The organism is Sphingomonas sp. Leaf22 (assembly GCF_001421715.1).
Lineage (GTDB): Bacteria > Pseudomonadota > Alphaproteobacteria > Sphingomonadales > Sphingomonadaceae > Sphingomonas.
Genome location: NZ_LMKP01000021.1, coordinates 26,215 through 41,226, shown reverse-complemented (window position 1 = coordinate 41,226; position 15,012 = coordinate 26,215). Strand labels below are relative to the sequence as shown.

General features: G+C 64.1%; 11 protein-coding genes and 1 pseudogene. 5 read left to right on the top strand and 7 right to left on the bottom strand.

The window, feature by feature from the left end; all coding sequences use genetic code 11:
- Positions 1-6: 6 nt before the first annotated feature.
- A complete protein-coding gene (locus ASE70_RS10610) occupies positions 7-1,671 on the top strand; it encodes a carboxylesterase/lipase family protein (protein WP_056504534.1) in 1,665 nt (554 codons plus the stop codon).
- 25 nt (positions 1,672-1,696) lie between these two features.
- Positions 1,697-4,051: a beta-glucosidase BglX gene (gene bglX / locus ASE70_RS20695; RefSeq protein WP_235519804.1), complete on the top strand. Its 2,355-nt coding sequence runs from the start codon at positions 1,697-1,699 to the stop codon at positions 4,049-4,051.
- Between the two features lie 56 nt (positions 4,052-4,107).
- Here the strand turns inward: bglX and ASE70_RS10600 are convergent, their stop codons facing one another.
- Together ASE70_RS10600 and ASE70_RS10595 are read right to left on the bottom strand one after the other, a co-directional pair.
- Positions 4,108-5,190, bottom strand: coding sequence for an NAD(P)/FAD-dependent oxidoreductase (locus tag ASE70_RS10600; RefSeq protein WP_327196830.1), 1,083 nt, complete (start codon positions 5,188-5,190; stop codon positions 4,108-4,110).
- On the bottom strand, positions 5,187-6,290 hold the full coding sequence (locus ASE70_RS10595; protein WP_056504528.1) for an aldo/keto reductase: 1,104 nt from the start codon (positions 6,288-6,290) through the stop codon (positions 5,187-5,189). The genes ASE70_RS10600 and ASE70_RS10595 overlap by 4 nt, the downstream gene beginning before the upstream one ends.
- A gap of 95 nt (positions 6,291-6,385) precedes the next feature.
- On the opposite strand from ASE70_RS10595, the gene ASE70_RS10590 reads away from it, so the two are divergent.
- Complete coding sequence (locus ASE70_RS10590; protein ID WP_055998375.1) at positions 6,386-7,273, top strand: LysR family transcriptional regulator; 888 nt, start codon at positions 6,386-6,388, stop codon at positions 7,271-7,273.
- A 229-nt stretch (positions 7,274-7,502) separates the two neighbouring features.
- Here ASE70_RS10590 and ASE70_RS10585 read toward each other — a convergent pair whose 3' ends face one another.
- The 3 genes from ASE70_RS10585 to ASE70_RS10575 all read right to left on the bottom strand — a co-directional run bounded on the left by ASE70_RS10585 (position 7,503) and on the right by ASE70_RS10575 (position 11,357).
- Entirely contained in the window at positions 7,503-7,784 is a 282-nt protein-coding gene (locus ASE70_RS10585) for a hypothetical protein (RefSeq protein WP_156347404.1), read from the bottom strand.
- 12 nt (positions 7,785-7,796) lie between these two features.
- Positions 7,797-8,291, bottom strand: a complete 495-nt coding sequence (locus tag ASE70_RS10580; protein ID WP_082438846.1) for a class I SAM-dependent methyltransferase — start codon at positions 8,289-8,291, stop codon at positions 7,797-7,799.
- Positions 8,292-8,528: 237 nt separating this feature from the next.
- Positions 8,529-11,357: a tandem-95 repeat protein gene (locus tag ASE70_RS10575; RefSeq protein WP_056397206.1), complete on the bottom strand. Its 2,829-nt coding sequence runs from the start codon at positions 11,355-11,357 to the stop codon at positions 8,529-8,531.
- Between the two features lie 206 nt (positions 11,358-11,563).
- Here ASE70_RS10575 and ASE70_RS10570 point away from each other — a divergent pair, with 206 nt between their 5' ends.
- Positions 11,564-12,568 carry an AraC family transcriptional regulator gene (locus ASE70_RS10570; RefSeq protein ID WP_055998366.1) on the top strand — a complete coding sequence of 335 codons (1,005 nt, stop codon included), beginning with the start codon at positions 11,564-11,566 and terminating at the stop codon, positions 12,566-12,568.
- Between the two features lie 264 nt (positions 12,569-12,832).
- Here ASE70_RS10570 and ASE70_RS10565 read toward each other — a convergent pair whose 3' ends face one another.
- Positions 12,833-13,084 carry a hypothetical protein gene (locus ASE70_RS10565; protein WP_056504519.1) on the bottom strand — a complete coding sequence of 84 codons (252 nt, stop codon included), beginning with the start codon at positions 13,082-13,084 and terminating at the stop codon, positions 12,833-12,835.
- A gap of 84 nt (positions 13,085-13,168) precedes the next feature.
- Here ASE70_RS10565 and ASE70_RS19865 point away from each other — a divergent pair.
- A protein-coding gene (locus ASE70_RS19865) for an IS5 family transposase (protein WP_443024871.1) occupies positions 13,169-13,950 on the top strand; the annotation gives its coding sequence in 2 pieces (ribosomal slippage) (positions 13,169-13,508 and positions 13,508-13,950; 783 coding nt in all).
- 584 nt (positions 13,951-14,534) lie between these two features.
- Here the strand turns inward: ASE70_RS19865 and ASE70_RS20995 are convergent.
- Positions 14,535-14,915 (bottom strand): annotated as a pseudogene (locus ASE70_RS20995) (NAD-dependent dehydratase); the annotation flags it as partial.
- Positions 14,916-15,012 lie beyond the last annotated feature (97 nt).

Sequence of the window (15,012 nt, the reverse complement as noted above, 5' to 3'; positions counted from 1 at the left end):
ACACCGATGAACCGCATCACCAAAGCACTGGTCGTCGCCACCGCACTGACCGCCATTCCCGCCGCCGCGCAGCCGGCGGGCCCGACGATCCGCACCGACACCGGTTCGGTGCGTGGGAAGGTGGCCGATGGCGTCGAAAGCTGGAAGGGTATCCCCTTTGCCGCCCCGCCGGTCGGCCCGCTGCGCTGGCGCGCACCGCAACCGGCGACGAAATGGACCGGAGTGCGCGACGCCACGCAATATAGCGCCGACTGCATGCAGAAACCGTTCCCGAGCGACGCGGCGCCGCTCGGCACCACCCCGGCCGAGGACTGCCTCTATGCCAATGTCTGGCGGCCGGCGGGCGCCAAGGGCAAGCTGCCGGTGCTGGTCTGGATCTATGGCGGCGGGTTCGTGAACGGCGGCGCCTCGCCGCCGACCTATGCCGGGGCGAACATGGCGAAGAAGGGCGTGGTCTTCGTCAGCTTCAACTACCGCGTCGGCCGCTTCGGCACTTTCGCGTTGCCGCAACTGACCGCGGCGAATGCCGATGGCGGGCGACTGGGCAACTATGGGATCATGGATCAGGTCGCAGCACTGCAATGGGTCAAGCGCAACATCGCGGCGTTCGGCGGCGATCCGGCGAACGTGACCATTTCGGGCGAGAGTGCCGGCGGCATCTCCGTACATGCGCTGGTCACCTCGCCGGAGGCGAAGGGGCTGTTCAACAAGGCGGTCGTGATGTCGGGCGGCGATGCCAAGGCGTTCACCGGCAACACGCTGGCGGACGTGGAAAAGATCGGCGGCAACTTCGCCCGGACCAAGGGCATCGACCCCGCTGCCCCCGACGCGCTGCAACGCTTGCGCGCGCTGTCGGCGGAGGACGTGCTCGACGGGCTGAACATGGCGCAAATGTCCGGCCGCAACGGTGCCCCGCCGACCAATTCGGGGCCGTTCGTCGATGGCAAGGTGGTGGTCGACGTGCGCAAGGCATATGAACAGGATCGCTTCGCCCGCATGCCGATGATGATCGGAGCGACCAGCGCCGATATCGGTGGCAAGAGCGGCTTCATGATCGCTGGCGGGCGCGAGGCATCGGCGATGATCGCCGACAAGGGCGTGCCGGTCTGGGGCTATCGCTTCTCCTATGTCGCCGATTCGATCGGGCAGGGCGGGGCGCAGCACGCGACCGACATCCCCTATTTCTTCGACAACACCCGCATCAAATATGGCGCGCAGACGACCGCCAAGGACGAGGGCGTCGGCGAGGCGATGAGCAGCTATCTCGCCAATTTCGTTAAGCGCGGCGATCCGAACGGCGGCACGCTGCCCAACTGGCTGCGCTATACCCGCGCCAACGATACGATCGCCGACTTCGCCGCAAACGGGAAGGTCGTGGTCGTGCGCGATCCATGGGGTGCCGAGATCGACAAGTTGTCGCGGGCATTGGCCGCGGCCAAGGCATCGGGGCGCTACACCACGCTGACGACGCCGATCGGCGAACTGCTCGACAATCCGGCGACGCGCACGGTGCTCGAACGGCATGTGCCGGCGTTCCTCAAGAACCCGCAGCTCGACATGGCGCGCGGCACGACGCTGTACGGGTTGCAGACCTATCTGCCCGACCAGTTCACCGATTCATTGCTGGCGACGATCGATCGCGACCTCGCTACCATTCCGGTCAAGAAGTAAGATAGCGAACAGGGGGAGGATCGCGATGCGAAAGAAGATGGTTGCCGCCAGTGCGTTGGCGCTGGCGGCAGGGGCGGTCGTCGTCGGTGCCCCGCTTGCCGCGCGGCAGGCGAAGACGGCGGCGCAACCGTGGATGAATACCCGGATGAGCGCCGAACAGCGTGCCGACCTGCTGCTGCGCGCGATGACGCTGGAGGAAAAAGCGGGGCAGGTATCGCAGCAATTCATGTTCGGCGCGTTCGAGCAGTTCGCTCCGATCGTTAAGGGGGGCAAGGTCGGATCGCTGCTGTTCGTCACCGACCCCGCCGTCATCAACCGGCTGCAACGCGTGGCGGTCGAGGAGACGCGGCTGAAGGTGCCGTTGATCTTCGGGTATGACGTCATCCACGGGTTCCGCACGATCTTTCCGGTACCGATCGCCAATGCCGCATCATGGGACCCGGCCGGCGTCGAGCGGGCGCAGGCGGTTGCCGCTGCCGAGGCGCGCGCGGTCGGCATTCACTGGGCTTTCGCGCCGATGGTCGATATCGCCCGCGATCCCCGTTGGGGCCGCATCGTCGAGGGGGCGGGGGAGGACCCGTTCCTCGGTTCGGCGATGGCACGCGCGCAGGTGAAGGGATTTCAGGGTCCGGCGATCGGTGCGCCCGGTCACATCGTCTCTGGCCCCAAGCATTTCGCGGGCTATGCCGCGGCGGAAGGCGGACGCGATTACGACAGCGTCTATATCTCTGAACCGCAGCTCTACAACGTCATCCTGCCGCCCTTTGCCGCGGCGGTGCAGGCCGGCGCAGGCAATGTCATGAGCGCCTACATGGACCTCAACGACGTGCCGGCGGTCGGCAACAAATGGCTGCTGACCGATGTGCTGCGCGATCAGATGGGCTTCGACGGCTGGGTCGTGTCCGACGCCAACGGCACCAAGAACCAGGTGATCCAGCATTTCGCCCGCGACGAAGCCGATGCGGCGGTGCGCAGCATCGATGCCGGCAACGACATGGAAATGTCGTTCGGCCCCGCCGCTTCCGCCGAGACGCTGGCGGCGTCGGTGCGAGCGGGCAAGCTGAAGGAGGCGGTGCTCGACCGTGCGGTGCGTCGCATCCTGATCGGCAAGTTCCGCATGGGACTGTTCGAAAACCCTTATGTCGACGAAGCGCAAGCCAAAACGACTCTGGCCGATCCCGCCCATCGCGCCGAGGCGCAGGCCGCGGCCGAGCGTTCGTTCGTGCTGCTGAAGAACGAGGGCGGTGCCCTGCCGCTGGTGGCGGGCGCACACAAGCGGGTCGCGGTGATCGGGGCGATGGCCAATTCGAAGCGTGACATGCTCGGACCTTGGGCGTTCCAGTACGACCTGCCCGAAACAGTGACGGTGTTCGAGGGCGTCCGCGATCGGCTAGGGTCGGCCGCGACCGTCGAGACTGCGCCAGGCGTGCAACTCAAGCGCGACGTGCCGTCGATGTTCGAAGCGATCACCATCCCCGGCGCGGCGAAGCCCGAACCGCGTTGGGACGCGGCCCGCGCGGCAAGCGAGTTCGATCGCGCGGTGGCGCTCGCCAGGCGTTCCGATCTGATCATTCTGACGCTCGGCGAGGCGGAGGATATGAGCGGCGAGGGGGCCTCACGCTCCGACCTGAAGCTGCCGGGCGACCAGTTGCGCCTGTTCGAAGCGATGCTGGCGACCGGCAAGCCGGTGCGGGTCGTGACGATGAGCGGCCGTCCGCTCGAACTGGGGGCGGTGATCGAGCGCGCGCCGGCGATCCTTCACGCCTGGTATGGTGGCACGCGCGGCGGCACCGCGATCGCGCGCACGCTGTTCGGCGACGTTAATCCCGGCGGCAAGCTGCCGGTAACATGGCCACGCAGCGTCGGGCAGGTGCCGATCTATTACGCGCACAACACGACCCATGCGCCCAAGGATCAGGGCAAGCGCTATTGGGATATTCCCTCCACGCCGCAATTTCCCTTCGGTTACGGGCTCAGCTACACGACCTTCGAGATCGGTGCGCCGGTGCTCGATACTGCTACCATGGGTGCCGGCGGACGCGTCGTCGTGTCGGTGCCGGTGGCCAATCGCGGCACCCGCGCCGGGGACGAAGTGGTGCAGCTCTATGTTCATCAGCGATCGGGCCGAGCGTCGCGTCCGGTCCGCGAGTTGAAGGGGTTCGAACGCGTATCGCTGCGCGCAGGCGAGCAGCGGACGGTGCGCTTCGAACTCGACGAACGCAGCCTCCAATACTGGAGCAGTGCCGCGAAGGGCTGGGTGATCGATCCCGGCACGTTCGATCTCTACGTCGGCGCAAGTTCGAGTGCTGAAGCGTACGCGACCTTTTCGGTTGCCGGTCTTCCCCGGCCCGGGGTTAGTTGGAGTGGTAGAAAAAAATGAACGAAAGGCCGATTTTCGGGCTGCGGTAAATCTGTTTGAACGGCGGGTTCTGGGTCTCAGCATCGGACATGCTGTTTGGAAACAGCCCGATTTGTCGATCCGACGAACTCCGCGAGATGCTGTCCCGACAGCCAGGCAGCTTCGATCCGCGGTCCGAGAAGCCAGTCGCCGCAGGCGCCTAGCCGGATATCAGCGTTCCAGATCGCGCCGTGGTTCAACGCGTCGACCCTCGCATACCGCCAGCGATGAACGCTGGTCGCGATGACGGCAGGCAATTCGGCGCCGATATTATCCGCGAACGCCGCGAGAAGCGCGCGTTGTACCGTGTCCGGTTCGTCTTCGAGATGCGCGCGCGACCAATCGGCACTGGCCTGAAGGACCCAGGCCTCCGGTCCAGTCCGAGTTGGCTTGGCCGAGTTGCGGACAGCGGATCCGATGATGCCGAGATCCGTAAGCCGATCGTGATCGATCGGTACAAGACCGTCGAATGCTGCCATGACGGTCCAGCACGGATCGGACAATGCAGAACGGGCTGCATCGGCCAATGCGACATCGTGGGCGGTGACTAAGGGCGCGACCTGTTCGGCCGGCACCGCGACGATCGCCGCGTCGAACCGCTCGTTACCGATCCACCATTCGCCATCATAGGTCAGGGTGTCGATGGCAGTGTTCCAGCGGACGTCGCCGCCGTTCGCCATCGCACGGATCGGTGCGCTCATCGCCGGCGTCCCGACCCACGCATCCGGGCCAGCGGGCGACCAGCGAGCGACATGGCCGTCTTGCGCCCAGCGCTCGACCTGCGCGACGAACGCGGGATCGCGTGCCGTCAGATATTGCGCGCCGTGATCGAATGCGGCCTCCCCCACCGGGGTGTCGATGCGGCGGGTCGACATGCGGCCACCCGGCCCGCGCCCCTTGTCAAACACGATGACGTTGTGACCCTGATGACGAAGCGTCTGCGCACACGAAAGGCCCGCCATTCCCGCCCCGATGATTCCGATCCGCATGACTATCCCCGTGCCGGCGTTCGGCAAACGAACTTGCTGTAGACCGGACGGTTTCAAACGCGGAGTTTGTCGATTGGAGCCGACCACGCGCAGATTTCGTCTTGGGCGATCGGCTCCAGGATGACGGTTCAACTTCGAATGTCTCCGCCGACGAAGACGACCTGATTGCGCATGGCGGGGGCGAACAGGCCGTATAGAAACGACAGGTTGCCACCGCTCACTGCATCGAGCGCCGCACGGTGATCGGATGACAGGGTAAGGCCGAGGGCGGCGACATTGTCGGTTACCTGCTCCGCCCGGCTCACACCCATCAGCGTGGATGTGACGCTAGGCTGCCCGACCACCCAGGACAGCGCGACGCGCGCCGGCGTCTCGTCAATCTCCGCGGCGACGCGTTTCAGTTCGTCGAGGATTTGCCAGTTGCGCTCGGTGAACAGCGTGTCGCCGAACGGATTGTCGCCATCGAGCCGCTTGTCGTTGGCGGGCCGCGCTGCGTCTTCCTGCCCGGCTTGGTTGGGGACGCCGCCTGCGCGCTTCGGACCCGCCTCGACGGTCGCGCGGTCGTATTTGCCGGTGAGCAGGCCATAGGCGAGGGGGCTCCAGGGCACGAGACCCATGCCCGCCGATCGCGCGAGCGGCAGGTGCTCCGCTTCGACGCCGCGTTCGACCAGCGAATAGAAATATTGCAGGCCGATCGGCGCCGGATCGCCATGGATCCGCGCCAGCGTCGCGAGTTCGGCGACGTACCAGGCCGGGGTGTTGGATATACCCCAGTAGCGGATCTTGCCCGCTGCGACGAGCGCGGTCATCGTCCGCAGCAGTTCCTCGGGCGGGGTTATGCCGTCCCAGACATGTACCCAGTACAGGTCGATGAAGTCCGTCCGGAGTCGGCGGAGCGATCCTTCGACGGACGCCAGGATGTGGCGCGCGCCGTTGCCGCCTGCATGATAGCCGCGGCCGGTTGCAAACCCCGATTTCGTCGCGATCACCAGCTGATCGCGCGACGATTGCGCGGCGACGAAACTACCGACCATCTCCTCCGATCGCCCGCCTGCGTAGACGTCGGCGGTGTCGATAAAATTGCCACCAAGATCGGTGTAGCTATCGAACACCGCGCGGCTTCCGCTCTCGTCCAGCCCCCATCGTGGCGTGCCAAAGGTCATCGTACCGAGTGCCAGCGGGCTGACGAGAAGGCCGGAGCGGCCGAGCGGGCGATAGGTGTCGAGATTCATGATCGCATCCTGCAGTGTGTGGTCTCCAGATGGACGCCGGACGGCGTGAGGATTAGATCATTTGCGGCGCATGGGTTGCTGAAGGATGTTCAGGAATGGATCGCGATCTTTGGTCCGGTCTCGCGGTGTTCGAGACGATCGTCGAGGCTGGCAGCTTCGCGCGAGCGGCGACGCGTCTTGGATTGTCCGCCTCGGCTTTGAGCCATGCGATGCGGTCGCTCGAAACGAAACTGGGCGTCCGGCTGCTCGACCGTACTACCCGGTCGCTGGCGCCGACGCTTGCCGGCGAGGAACTGCTGGCGCGGTTGAGGCCGGCGATCGCTTCGGTCGCGGAAGCGCTGTCCGACCTGAATAACGCCCGCGAACGACCGGCGGGGCGGATCCGGGTCAGTGCGCACCGGGTCGCGGCGCTCTACGTCATCCTGCCGCGACTGGCTGACTTTGCGCGGGCCTATCCCGACATCGCGGTTGAACTGGTGGTCGACGACGGGTTCGTCGACATCGTCGCGGACCGTTTCGACTGCGGGGTCCGGCACGCGCAGACCCTGCAGGCCGATATGATATCGGTACGGATCAGCGCAACGGTGCCACTCGTCTTCGTTGCCGCCCCGGTCTACCTCGCCGACCATCCCGCACCCGCCGATCCCGACGATCTCGTCGCGCATCGGTGCCTGTGTTATCGGTACACGTCGTCTGGCGTCGTACATCGATGGGAATTCGAGCGGGACGGCCGGACGGTGGAACGGTCGGTCCGCGGCGACTTCATCACCAACGATATCGACGTGATGCGCGACGCCGCGGTGGCAGGGCTGGGCGTGACTTGCCTGCCGCTACCGCACGCCGCGCAAGCACTGGCCGACGGTACGCTGGTTGAAGTGCTCACTGGCTGGGCACCCATATTGGCGCCGAACCACCTCTATTATCCGAGCCGCCGCCAACCGACTGCCGCTTTCCAGGCCTTTGTCGCGGCGATGCGCGTCTGATCGCAAGCGTGCTTTGATAAGATCAATGGCATTTGATGGTCAGGACCACGGGGCGCTTCGTTGGGGAACGTCGCCGTCAGCTTCGAAGTCCCGAGGGCATGAATGAGTGTCTGGAGTTGGGAAACGGGAAGGCTGGCCCGAACGTTTGGAAGTGGGTCCTCGTGGCCGCAAGTCTGCCGGGCAGCATTTCCTCGTTCAGCTCGCTCCCAGCTGCCTCAAGGCGGACTTTTCAGCGAGCGACAGGTTGAGCGCGAGCCGCGACTAAGAAGGCGAGGTCCCAAACGATCACACCACCCGCAGCGCGATGCTCTTCCTCTATCCGCTCCGCCAGCGTGTCCGGGTCAATCTGCTCCACGGTCGCGATACCTCGCTCGACTATTCGCGGCAGCATCGCCTGCGTGAGTGTTGGCAGGAAGGAGGGCTGGTTAGGGTTGATCAGGATGGCCTCGCCGCGCGCCTCCTCAACCGAAAGCCCCAATTGCTGCATCAGTTCGGCGAGCCGTAGCGCCAACCGCACATCCCCTCATTCTGCTGCAACTGTGCTCCAGTTCCAGTTATAAAGCTGGCGGTGCAACGCGAGGTGCCCAAGTCCTGCGGGAAGGGCGGTGCGTGCATGTTCCTGAAATGCCAAGACGGCATTAGGATTGGCCATCGTCGCTAGTCGCTCCAGTGCCTTGGCGGCATCGGGTAGGTACATCAGAACGCGACGGCCGACGATCGCGTCAAAACGGCCGAGATCGGGCAAGTCACCCGAAAGATCGACCGCCCGGTACTGGATGTGCGCGACACCCAAGTCCGTGTCGGTCGCTTGCGCTACCGCCAGCGCCTGTTCGCTCCGGTCGATCGCCACGACTTCGCCGCCTGGCCCGGCAAGCCCAGCCACAAACCGACTGAGGTCACCATTGCCGCAACCGACATCGAGTACCCGCGCACCGGGAGTTATGCCGATGTCGGCGAAGAAGCGTGCGCTGGGAACATTGGCTGGATTGAGCGGGGAGTGCAGAGGTGAGTGAGACATTGTCTCACGATACAGATCGTGGGGCGCGTGCCAAGTGCAGCTGTCCAGCGGGTTCAGACAATCGCGGACACGACGCGGGACGGCAGACCCAATTTTTATGCGATGAACGAGTGTCCGAACTTGGTTAGTGCGAAAGGGGCCATGAATGACCGAATTTGGGTCAGATTCCCAATCTGATTACTCGAATTTCTTGCTACCGCCGGAAAATATGTCTCCAGCGGTAGCATATCGACACGCTTAGATCAGCCAGTCGCTTGATCCATAAATGACGTACGCCGCGCCGCTGTCGTTACCGTTCGCATCGTTGCCGGTTGCTCCGACGATCAGGTCGACGAGCCCGTCGCCGTTGACGTCGCCGGCGTTCGATACCGAGATGCCGGCAAAGTCGGCTCCCGCCTGCCCAGCGATCTTGAACCCGCCGGTGCCGTTGGCAACCGCGTTCAGATCGATTGTGGTACCGTCCTTCTTGCCGAACACGACGTACGCCGCGCCGCTGTCGTTACCGTTCGCACCGTCGTAGGCTCCAACGATCAAGTCGGTCAGTCCGTCGCCGTTGACGTCACCGGCGTGCGATACCGAGACGCCGGCGTAGTCGAATGCCGCCTGCCCAACGATCTTGAACCCGCCGATGCCGTTGGCAACCGTGTTTAGATCAACCATGGTACCGTCGGTCTTGCCGAACACGACGTACGCCGCACCGCTATTCTGATCATTCGCATCGTTGTAGAACGCGCCGACGATCAAGTCGGTGAGGCCGTCGCCGTTGACGTCGCCTGCGGTCGATACCGAGTTGCTGGCAAAGTCGCCTTCTGCCTGTCCGCTAATCTTGAACCCGGCGGTGCCGTTGGCGACCGCGTTCAGATCGATCGTACCGCCGTCCTTCTTGCCGAACACCACGTATGTCGCTCCGCTATTGCGACCGTTCGTATCGTTGCTGTACGCTCCGACGATCAGGTCGGCGCGCCCGTCGCCGTTGACGTCGCCAGCGTTCGATACCGAGATGCCGGCTAAGTCGGTTGCCGTCTGCCCAGCGATCTTGAACCCACCGGTGCCGTTGGCAACCGCGTTCAGATCGATCGCACCGCCATCGGTCTTGCCGAACACCACGTACGCCGCGCCGCTGTCGCTACCGTTCGCATCGTTGAGGTACGCCCCGACGATGAGGTCGGTGAACCCGTCGCCGTTGACGTCGCCGGCGGTCGATACCGAGACGCCAGCGTAGTCGAATGCTGCCTGCCCAGCGATCTTGAACCCGCCGGTGCCGTTCGCAACCGCGTTCAGGTCGATCGTGGTACCGTCGGTCTTGCCGAACACGACGTACGCCGCACCGCTGTTCTGACCGTTCGCATCGTTGCTGTCCGATCCAACGATCAGATCGGCAAGCCCGTCACCGTTGACGTCGCCTGCATTCGATACCGAGCTGCCGGCGTTGTCCAATGCCGCCTGGCCAGCGATCTTGAACCCGCCGGTACCGTTGGCAACCGCGTTCAGGTCGACCGTAACGCTGTCCGTCTTGCCGAACACGACGTACGCTGTACCGCTGTTCTGACCGTTCGCATCGTTGCCCAGCGCCCCAATGATCAGGTCGGCGAGCCCGTCACCGTTGATGTCACCGGCGTCCGATACCGAGCTGCCGGCGTTGTCGAACGTCGTCTGTCCAATGATCTTGAACCCGCCCTTGCCGGCGGCGATGTCGTTCAAGTCGATGTTGGCGATCCGGTCCTGCACCGGTGTGATCGTGAGGTCGACACGCTGTTCGGTCGTGCCGCCCTGGCCGTCGCTGATGACGATCGTAAAGGCGTCCGCGCCGTTGCGGTCGGCGTTGGGGGTATAGACGAAGGTACCGGCCCGCTGGTCGAAGGCGACACTTCCCTTGGCAGGGGTACTGCCCACCTTGATCGAATAGGTCAGCGTGTCGCCATCGATATCGGTCGCACCGATCCGGGTGGCAGCGGTTGCGGTGTCTTCACTGGTCGTCACCGCAACGCTGGCCGCTGCCGTCGGCGCGTCGTTCACCGGCGTGACGGTGGTCGTTACCCGCTGCTGGGTGGTGCCGCCCTTCCCGTCGCTGATCGTGATGGTGAAGCTATCCTCGCCGGCAAAGTCGGGGTTGGGCGTATAGTCGAAGCTGCCGGCCTGGCTGCCCGCGACAAGCGTTCCATGGCGTGGCTGATCGCCCGCCGCCACCGTGTAGCTCAGCGTATCGCCATCGGGGTCGCTGGCACCGATGACGCTGTACGTCGTGCGGCCATCCTCCTGCACGCTCAGCGTCGCCGTCGCCGGTGCGGTCGGCGCACGATTGACCGGGGGTAGGGGCGTGTTCGGGGGCGAACCGTAGCTGTAGTAGGTGACGCCGTTCACGCTCATGGTCGACAGCAGGTACAATGCCGAGACGCCGACGATATCGATCTGTCCGCCATTGGCGACGCCGTCGTCACCACGCATGCTGACGCTCGTTCCCGAAAGGTCGAACACGCCGTTCGCACCCGTCCCGATCGTGCCGTTGGCGTTGCCGCCGTCGAAGAACTTCGTCGTCGTGACGATGCGGTCATCGGCACCGAAGTTGCGGATCGTGTCCCCGCCGAGGTTCAGCCCGAGCGCGGTATCGTAGAGGAAGCTGTACGCCTTGCCGCCCTTGGCAGCATCGAAGCTGTCGTTGTTGACCGTGCCTTCGGTCAAGCCCGTCAGGCGAACGCTGGCATCGGCATAGACCGAATAGCCCTGCTTGTCGCCGAGGTAGCGCAGCGCCCCGCCGCCCAAGCCCTCGAGCTTGATCTGGTCGGGGCCGGCACGCTTGGGACCGGCGCGATCGATGTCGAGCAGACCGTTCGAGCCCAGATCGATCAAGTTGTCGGCATTGCCGTCATAGATCGAGCGGTAGTTCAGCAGCACGTCGTTCTTGCCGAACTGGCGGATTGTGTCGTCGCCGGACAGGCCGCCGTTCAGATCGGTGAAGCTGAAGGCTTCCGCCGCATCGGTACCGATAATGATGTCGGCCTGATTGTTATTGACGATCTCGCGCAACGCACTGTTCGTGCGCAGCGTGCCGTTATTGCCCAAAGCCATGACCTGTGCCCCCTGTGGACTGATGTTGGCCTCAGCCTTACCTTCGGGGTAACCATGCGTCGCTTGGCCATTCGTCCAGAACACCAGGCATTTCGTCCATTCGTCCCGGATCGGTAATCGCGTCGGCAGTATTCGGACGAAATGCCTATAGTTGTGGACAAAATGCCTCATGCGCTACTCGCGCACGACGCTATGGTCCGGCCGCGATGGAGCCGACCGAACCCGACCGTTACCGCCCGTGGCGCGCCAAGCATTTCGAGGCGGCGGAGATCGATAGCCTGAAGGCACCGCCGGGCGTCGAGGACTATCTGGAGAACGCGTTCCTGTATCGTCGCATCCCGCCGGTCAGTTTTAACGGCGAACCGGTCGATACGACGATGCGCTGGTTCGCCGGATCGAGCGCCGCCTTCCTGCACGCGATCTCACGCAACCCCGGCATGACCGGGCGGCGCAAGGAGGACGATGCTGCCGACAGCATGGACGGATTGCTGGTCTGCTTCATCAGCCATGGCCGGGTCGAGGTCGAAACCGATGGTCAGTTTCTGAACGTCGAGGAGGGTGCCGTCTTCACCCTCGATACCTCGGTGCCGCACGTCATGCGCAACTATCCGGGGCATGTCGTCGCGATCTTTCTGGCGCGCTCGAGGGTAACGGCGGCTGTAGATACGGCGCGGCTCGCCGGCATTGCCGGGCGGGTGTTCACAGGCGGCGAACTGGCCGATCTCTTCGCCCTTCATGTTCGCTATATGGTCGACGCGCTCGGCAACGTGTCGCCAGCCACGTTCGACATCGCCTTGACGACCGCCGCGGACGTTGCCGTCGCGATGATCCGGCAGGCCGAGGCCAGCCCTGCCGAGGAACGCAGCCATCTGGTCGCCCGGGCCAAGACGATCATCGCCACCGCCAGTGCGGACCCTGAACTGAACACCGCGAAGATCGCAGCGATGCTCAACGTATCGCGCACCAGCCTTTACGATGCCTTTGCGGACCAGGGTTTGAAGATCGCCACCTATCTGCGCGACCACCGCCTGCGCGCGTTCCTCCAGCTGCTACGCAGTTCACCGACCGCGCCGATCCAGGATCTGGCACGAGCTGCCGGATTTGGCAGCAGCGCCTCGGACTTCACCAAGCTGTTCCGTCGCGTCTACGGTACCTCTCCGTCCGATATGCGCGCTACCTTGCTCGCGGAAAAGACTACGCAACCGGATTGAGCCAAAATCACTGCCAATCCCATTGGCGATCCCCCAAGGCGTTGGTGGAAACCCTGGATCCCACTCCTGGCAGCACGACCCTGAGAGATGAAACGCACAGCAGCGAGCGAACGTATCAGGTCCATGAACAAGCGTCCGCTTTTGGTCACCGCTAATGGCGACCCGAACGTCTGCAACTGGGTCATTTCTCCATAGGGCGCCGGCAGCGATCCTCCAGGATTGCTGCTGGCGCTTGGGCTCCTAGGCGACGTGGACAAATTCACTTCATGCGTTGGGGCGTGGCGTGAAGGGCGGACGATCGCCCATCACGATACCAACCTTTGCGCTCAAATGGACTGGCAACGCCTGGACCAGCCCGGGCATTTCGTCGTCAGGTAGCGGTTTCAAGATCAAGACGATCAGGCCGCCATCTTCCTCGATTGCGATGGGAGGGTAGCCGCGCTCCTCAAGGTAAGCGACGGCAGCAGCCTCGTTCTCGGGAAGAACGCTGAATCTCGTCGGTACTGGCTTTCCCATTTTGTTTGTTTGCCGCCCATTTGGCCTTTGTGCAATTGACGCCGCACTCTTCCGTTGATTCAACGCTGCCATTTGGAGGCAGGCGTGAGCCGGGGCGATCTCACCAAGACGGAATGGCGCATTCTGAAGGATCTGCTGCCGATCGAGCGCAAAAGGCGCGGTCGAGGCAGGCCGCCCGAACAGAACCGCTCGATCATCAATGGCATACTCTGGCGGCTGCGATGCGGGGCACCGTGGCGCGATGTTCCGCCTAAATACGGAAGTTGGAACACCATATATCGGCGGTTCCGGCGGTGGAGCGAGGCCGGGGTCTGGGAGATCGTGGCGGTGACGTTGGCCGAGATCATGGCGGACACCGGCCACTACAGCATCGACAGCACCACCGTCCGCGCCCACGTCTCGGCAGCGGGCGGAAAAGGGGGACTCATCGACGCGCTCTTGGCCGCTCGCGGGGCGGGTTCACCAGTAAGCTTCACTGCCTGGCTGACGCCCTCGGGCGACCGCTCGCCTTCCATCTGACGGGCGGCGAGGCGGCAGACTGCAAAGCGTATGATGCCCTGATCGTTCTGCCAGAACGCGCACCCAATGCCCTGCTCGCCGACAAGGGCTACGACGCCGATGCAATCCGTGCCGACCTTGCTAAACGGAACATCGAACCCGTCATCCCCGGCCGGTCAAACCGACGGGTGAAGATCGAGCATGACCGGACACTCTACAAGCAGCGCAACCGCATCGAGCGCATGTTCGGCCACCTCAAGATTAACCGCGCCATCGCCACCCGCTACGATCAGCTCGCCAGCAGTTTCCTCGGCATGGTCCATCTCGCCACCGCCAGATACTGGCTCAAATTTGTCCACGCCGCCTAATCAAGCGTGCCTGTCAGCATCAGATGGCGAACATCCTCCGCTGTCTGATTGACCGTCCCCAGCTGCTCGATGAGCTGCGCTGGCCGACTTCCCCTCAGGCCGGCGAGCGTCAGCTCCTTATCGCGGACATAGGTGTACATGCCGCTGACCGCGAAGGCGGTGACATAGCCGATGTGCTGTTTTTGATCGTCGACCGTGCGGACGAACTTGTCGGAGGCGAAGAAGCGCCGCCGTGCGAGCGGCGTGGCGAAGGTAAGGTCTAGGATCGCCAGCCGCTCGCGTTCAGGCGGGACGGTGTGGGTCACGTCCGGCGCGGGCGGTGCGGGAGCGGCATTGTCATAGGCTTCCGGCAGATGCAGCCGAACGCGCAGTAGCGCCGGGTCGGCCGCGAGCGTCTCGGCGAAGGTCGCCATGAATACCGCGAACGCTTCCGGATCCTTGCCGCCTGGTCCGAAATGCACGTGCATCCTGTCGAGCGCGTCGTTGCCGTTGGGACTTGGGTCTGCAATCCGATCCAGCAGCGTCCGCGAGCCTTGTGGAAGCGCATAGGCGACCGTCGCGGCGAACATGTTTTGCTCGTCAGAGAACAACGCCGCGTCGTCCGCCATCTGCTGCCCGAGCGGCTGTGGCGTGCCGTCAAACGGCGCTGCCTCCAACCCGAACCACTTGGCGATGCGAGCCCACATCCACTGCCAGCGGAAAACGTCGCCGTTGACGATGTTGAACGCCTGATCGTGCGCCGCTTCGGTTTCCGCGGCCCAGAGAAGCTGCCGGGCGAGCTGCCCAGCATCAGTCATGTCGGTAAGCTCCGACCATTGCGCGGCCGAGCCGGGAAAGGCGAACGGGCGGCCGGTCTCGCGGCAAAGGGTGGCATAGACCGCGAGCGTCGTTCCCATGTTCATTGCGTTGCCGATCGCCTTGCCGATCACGGTATGCGGGCGGTGAACGCTCCAGGTGAACGGAAATAGAACCGCAATCGACTTGACTTCGGACGCACCACTGCGGAAATAGTCTGACAAATAGAAAGTTGGGAGACGGCATGGTCCGCAAACGAGCCACATT

What these genes read in the sequence shown, in the direction of transcription:
- ASE70_RS10570 (WP_055998366.1), top strand. Translation starts at nt 11,564, where the DNA reads ATGGAGCCGACCGAACCCGACCGTTACCGCCCGTGGCGCGCCAAGCAT.
- ASE70_RS10575 (WP_056397206.1), bottom strand. Translation starts at nt 11,357, where the DNA reads ATGGCTTTGGGCAATAACGGCACGCTGCGCACGAACAGTGCGTTGCGC.
- bglX (WP_235519804.1), top strand. Translation starts at nt 1,697, where the DNA reads ATGCGAAAGAAGATGGTTGCCGCCAGTGCGTTGGCGCTGGCGGCAGGG.
- ASE70_RS10590 (WP_055998375.1), top strand. Translation starts at nt 6,386, where the DNA reads ATGGATCGCGATCTTTGGTCCGGTCTCGCGGTGTTCGAGACGATCGTC.
- ASE70_RS10580 (WP_082438846.1), bottom strand. Translation starts at nt 8,291, where the DNA reads ATGTCTCACTCACCTCTGCACTCCCCGCTCAATCCAGCCAATGTTCCC.
- ASE70_RS10610 (WP_056504534.1), top strand. Translation starts at nt 7, where the DNA reads ATGAACCGCATCACCAAAGCACTGGTCGTCGCCACCGCACTGACCGCC.
- ASE70_RS10565 (WP_056504519.1), bottom strand. Translation starts at nt 13,084, where the DNA reads ATGGGAAAGCCAGTACCGACGAGATTCAGCGTTCTTCCCGAGAACGAG.
- ASE70_RS10595 (WP_056504528.1), bottom strand. Translation starts at nt 6,290, where the DNA reads ATGAATCTCGACACCTATCGCCCGCTCGGCCGCTCCGGCCTTCTCGTC.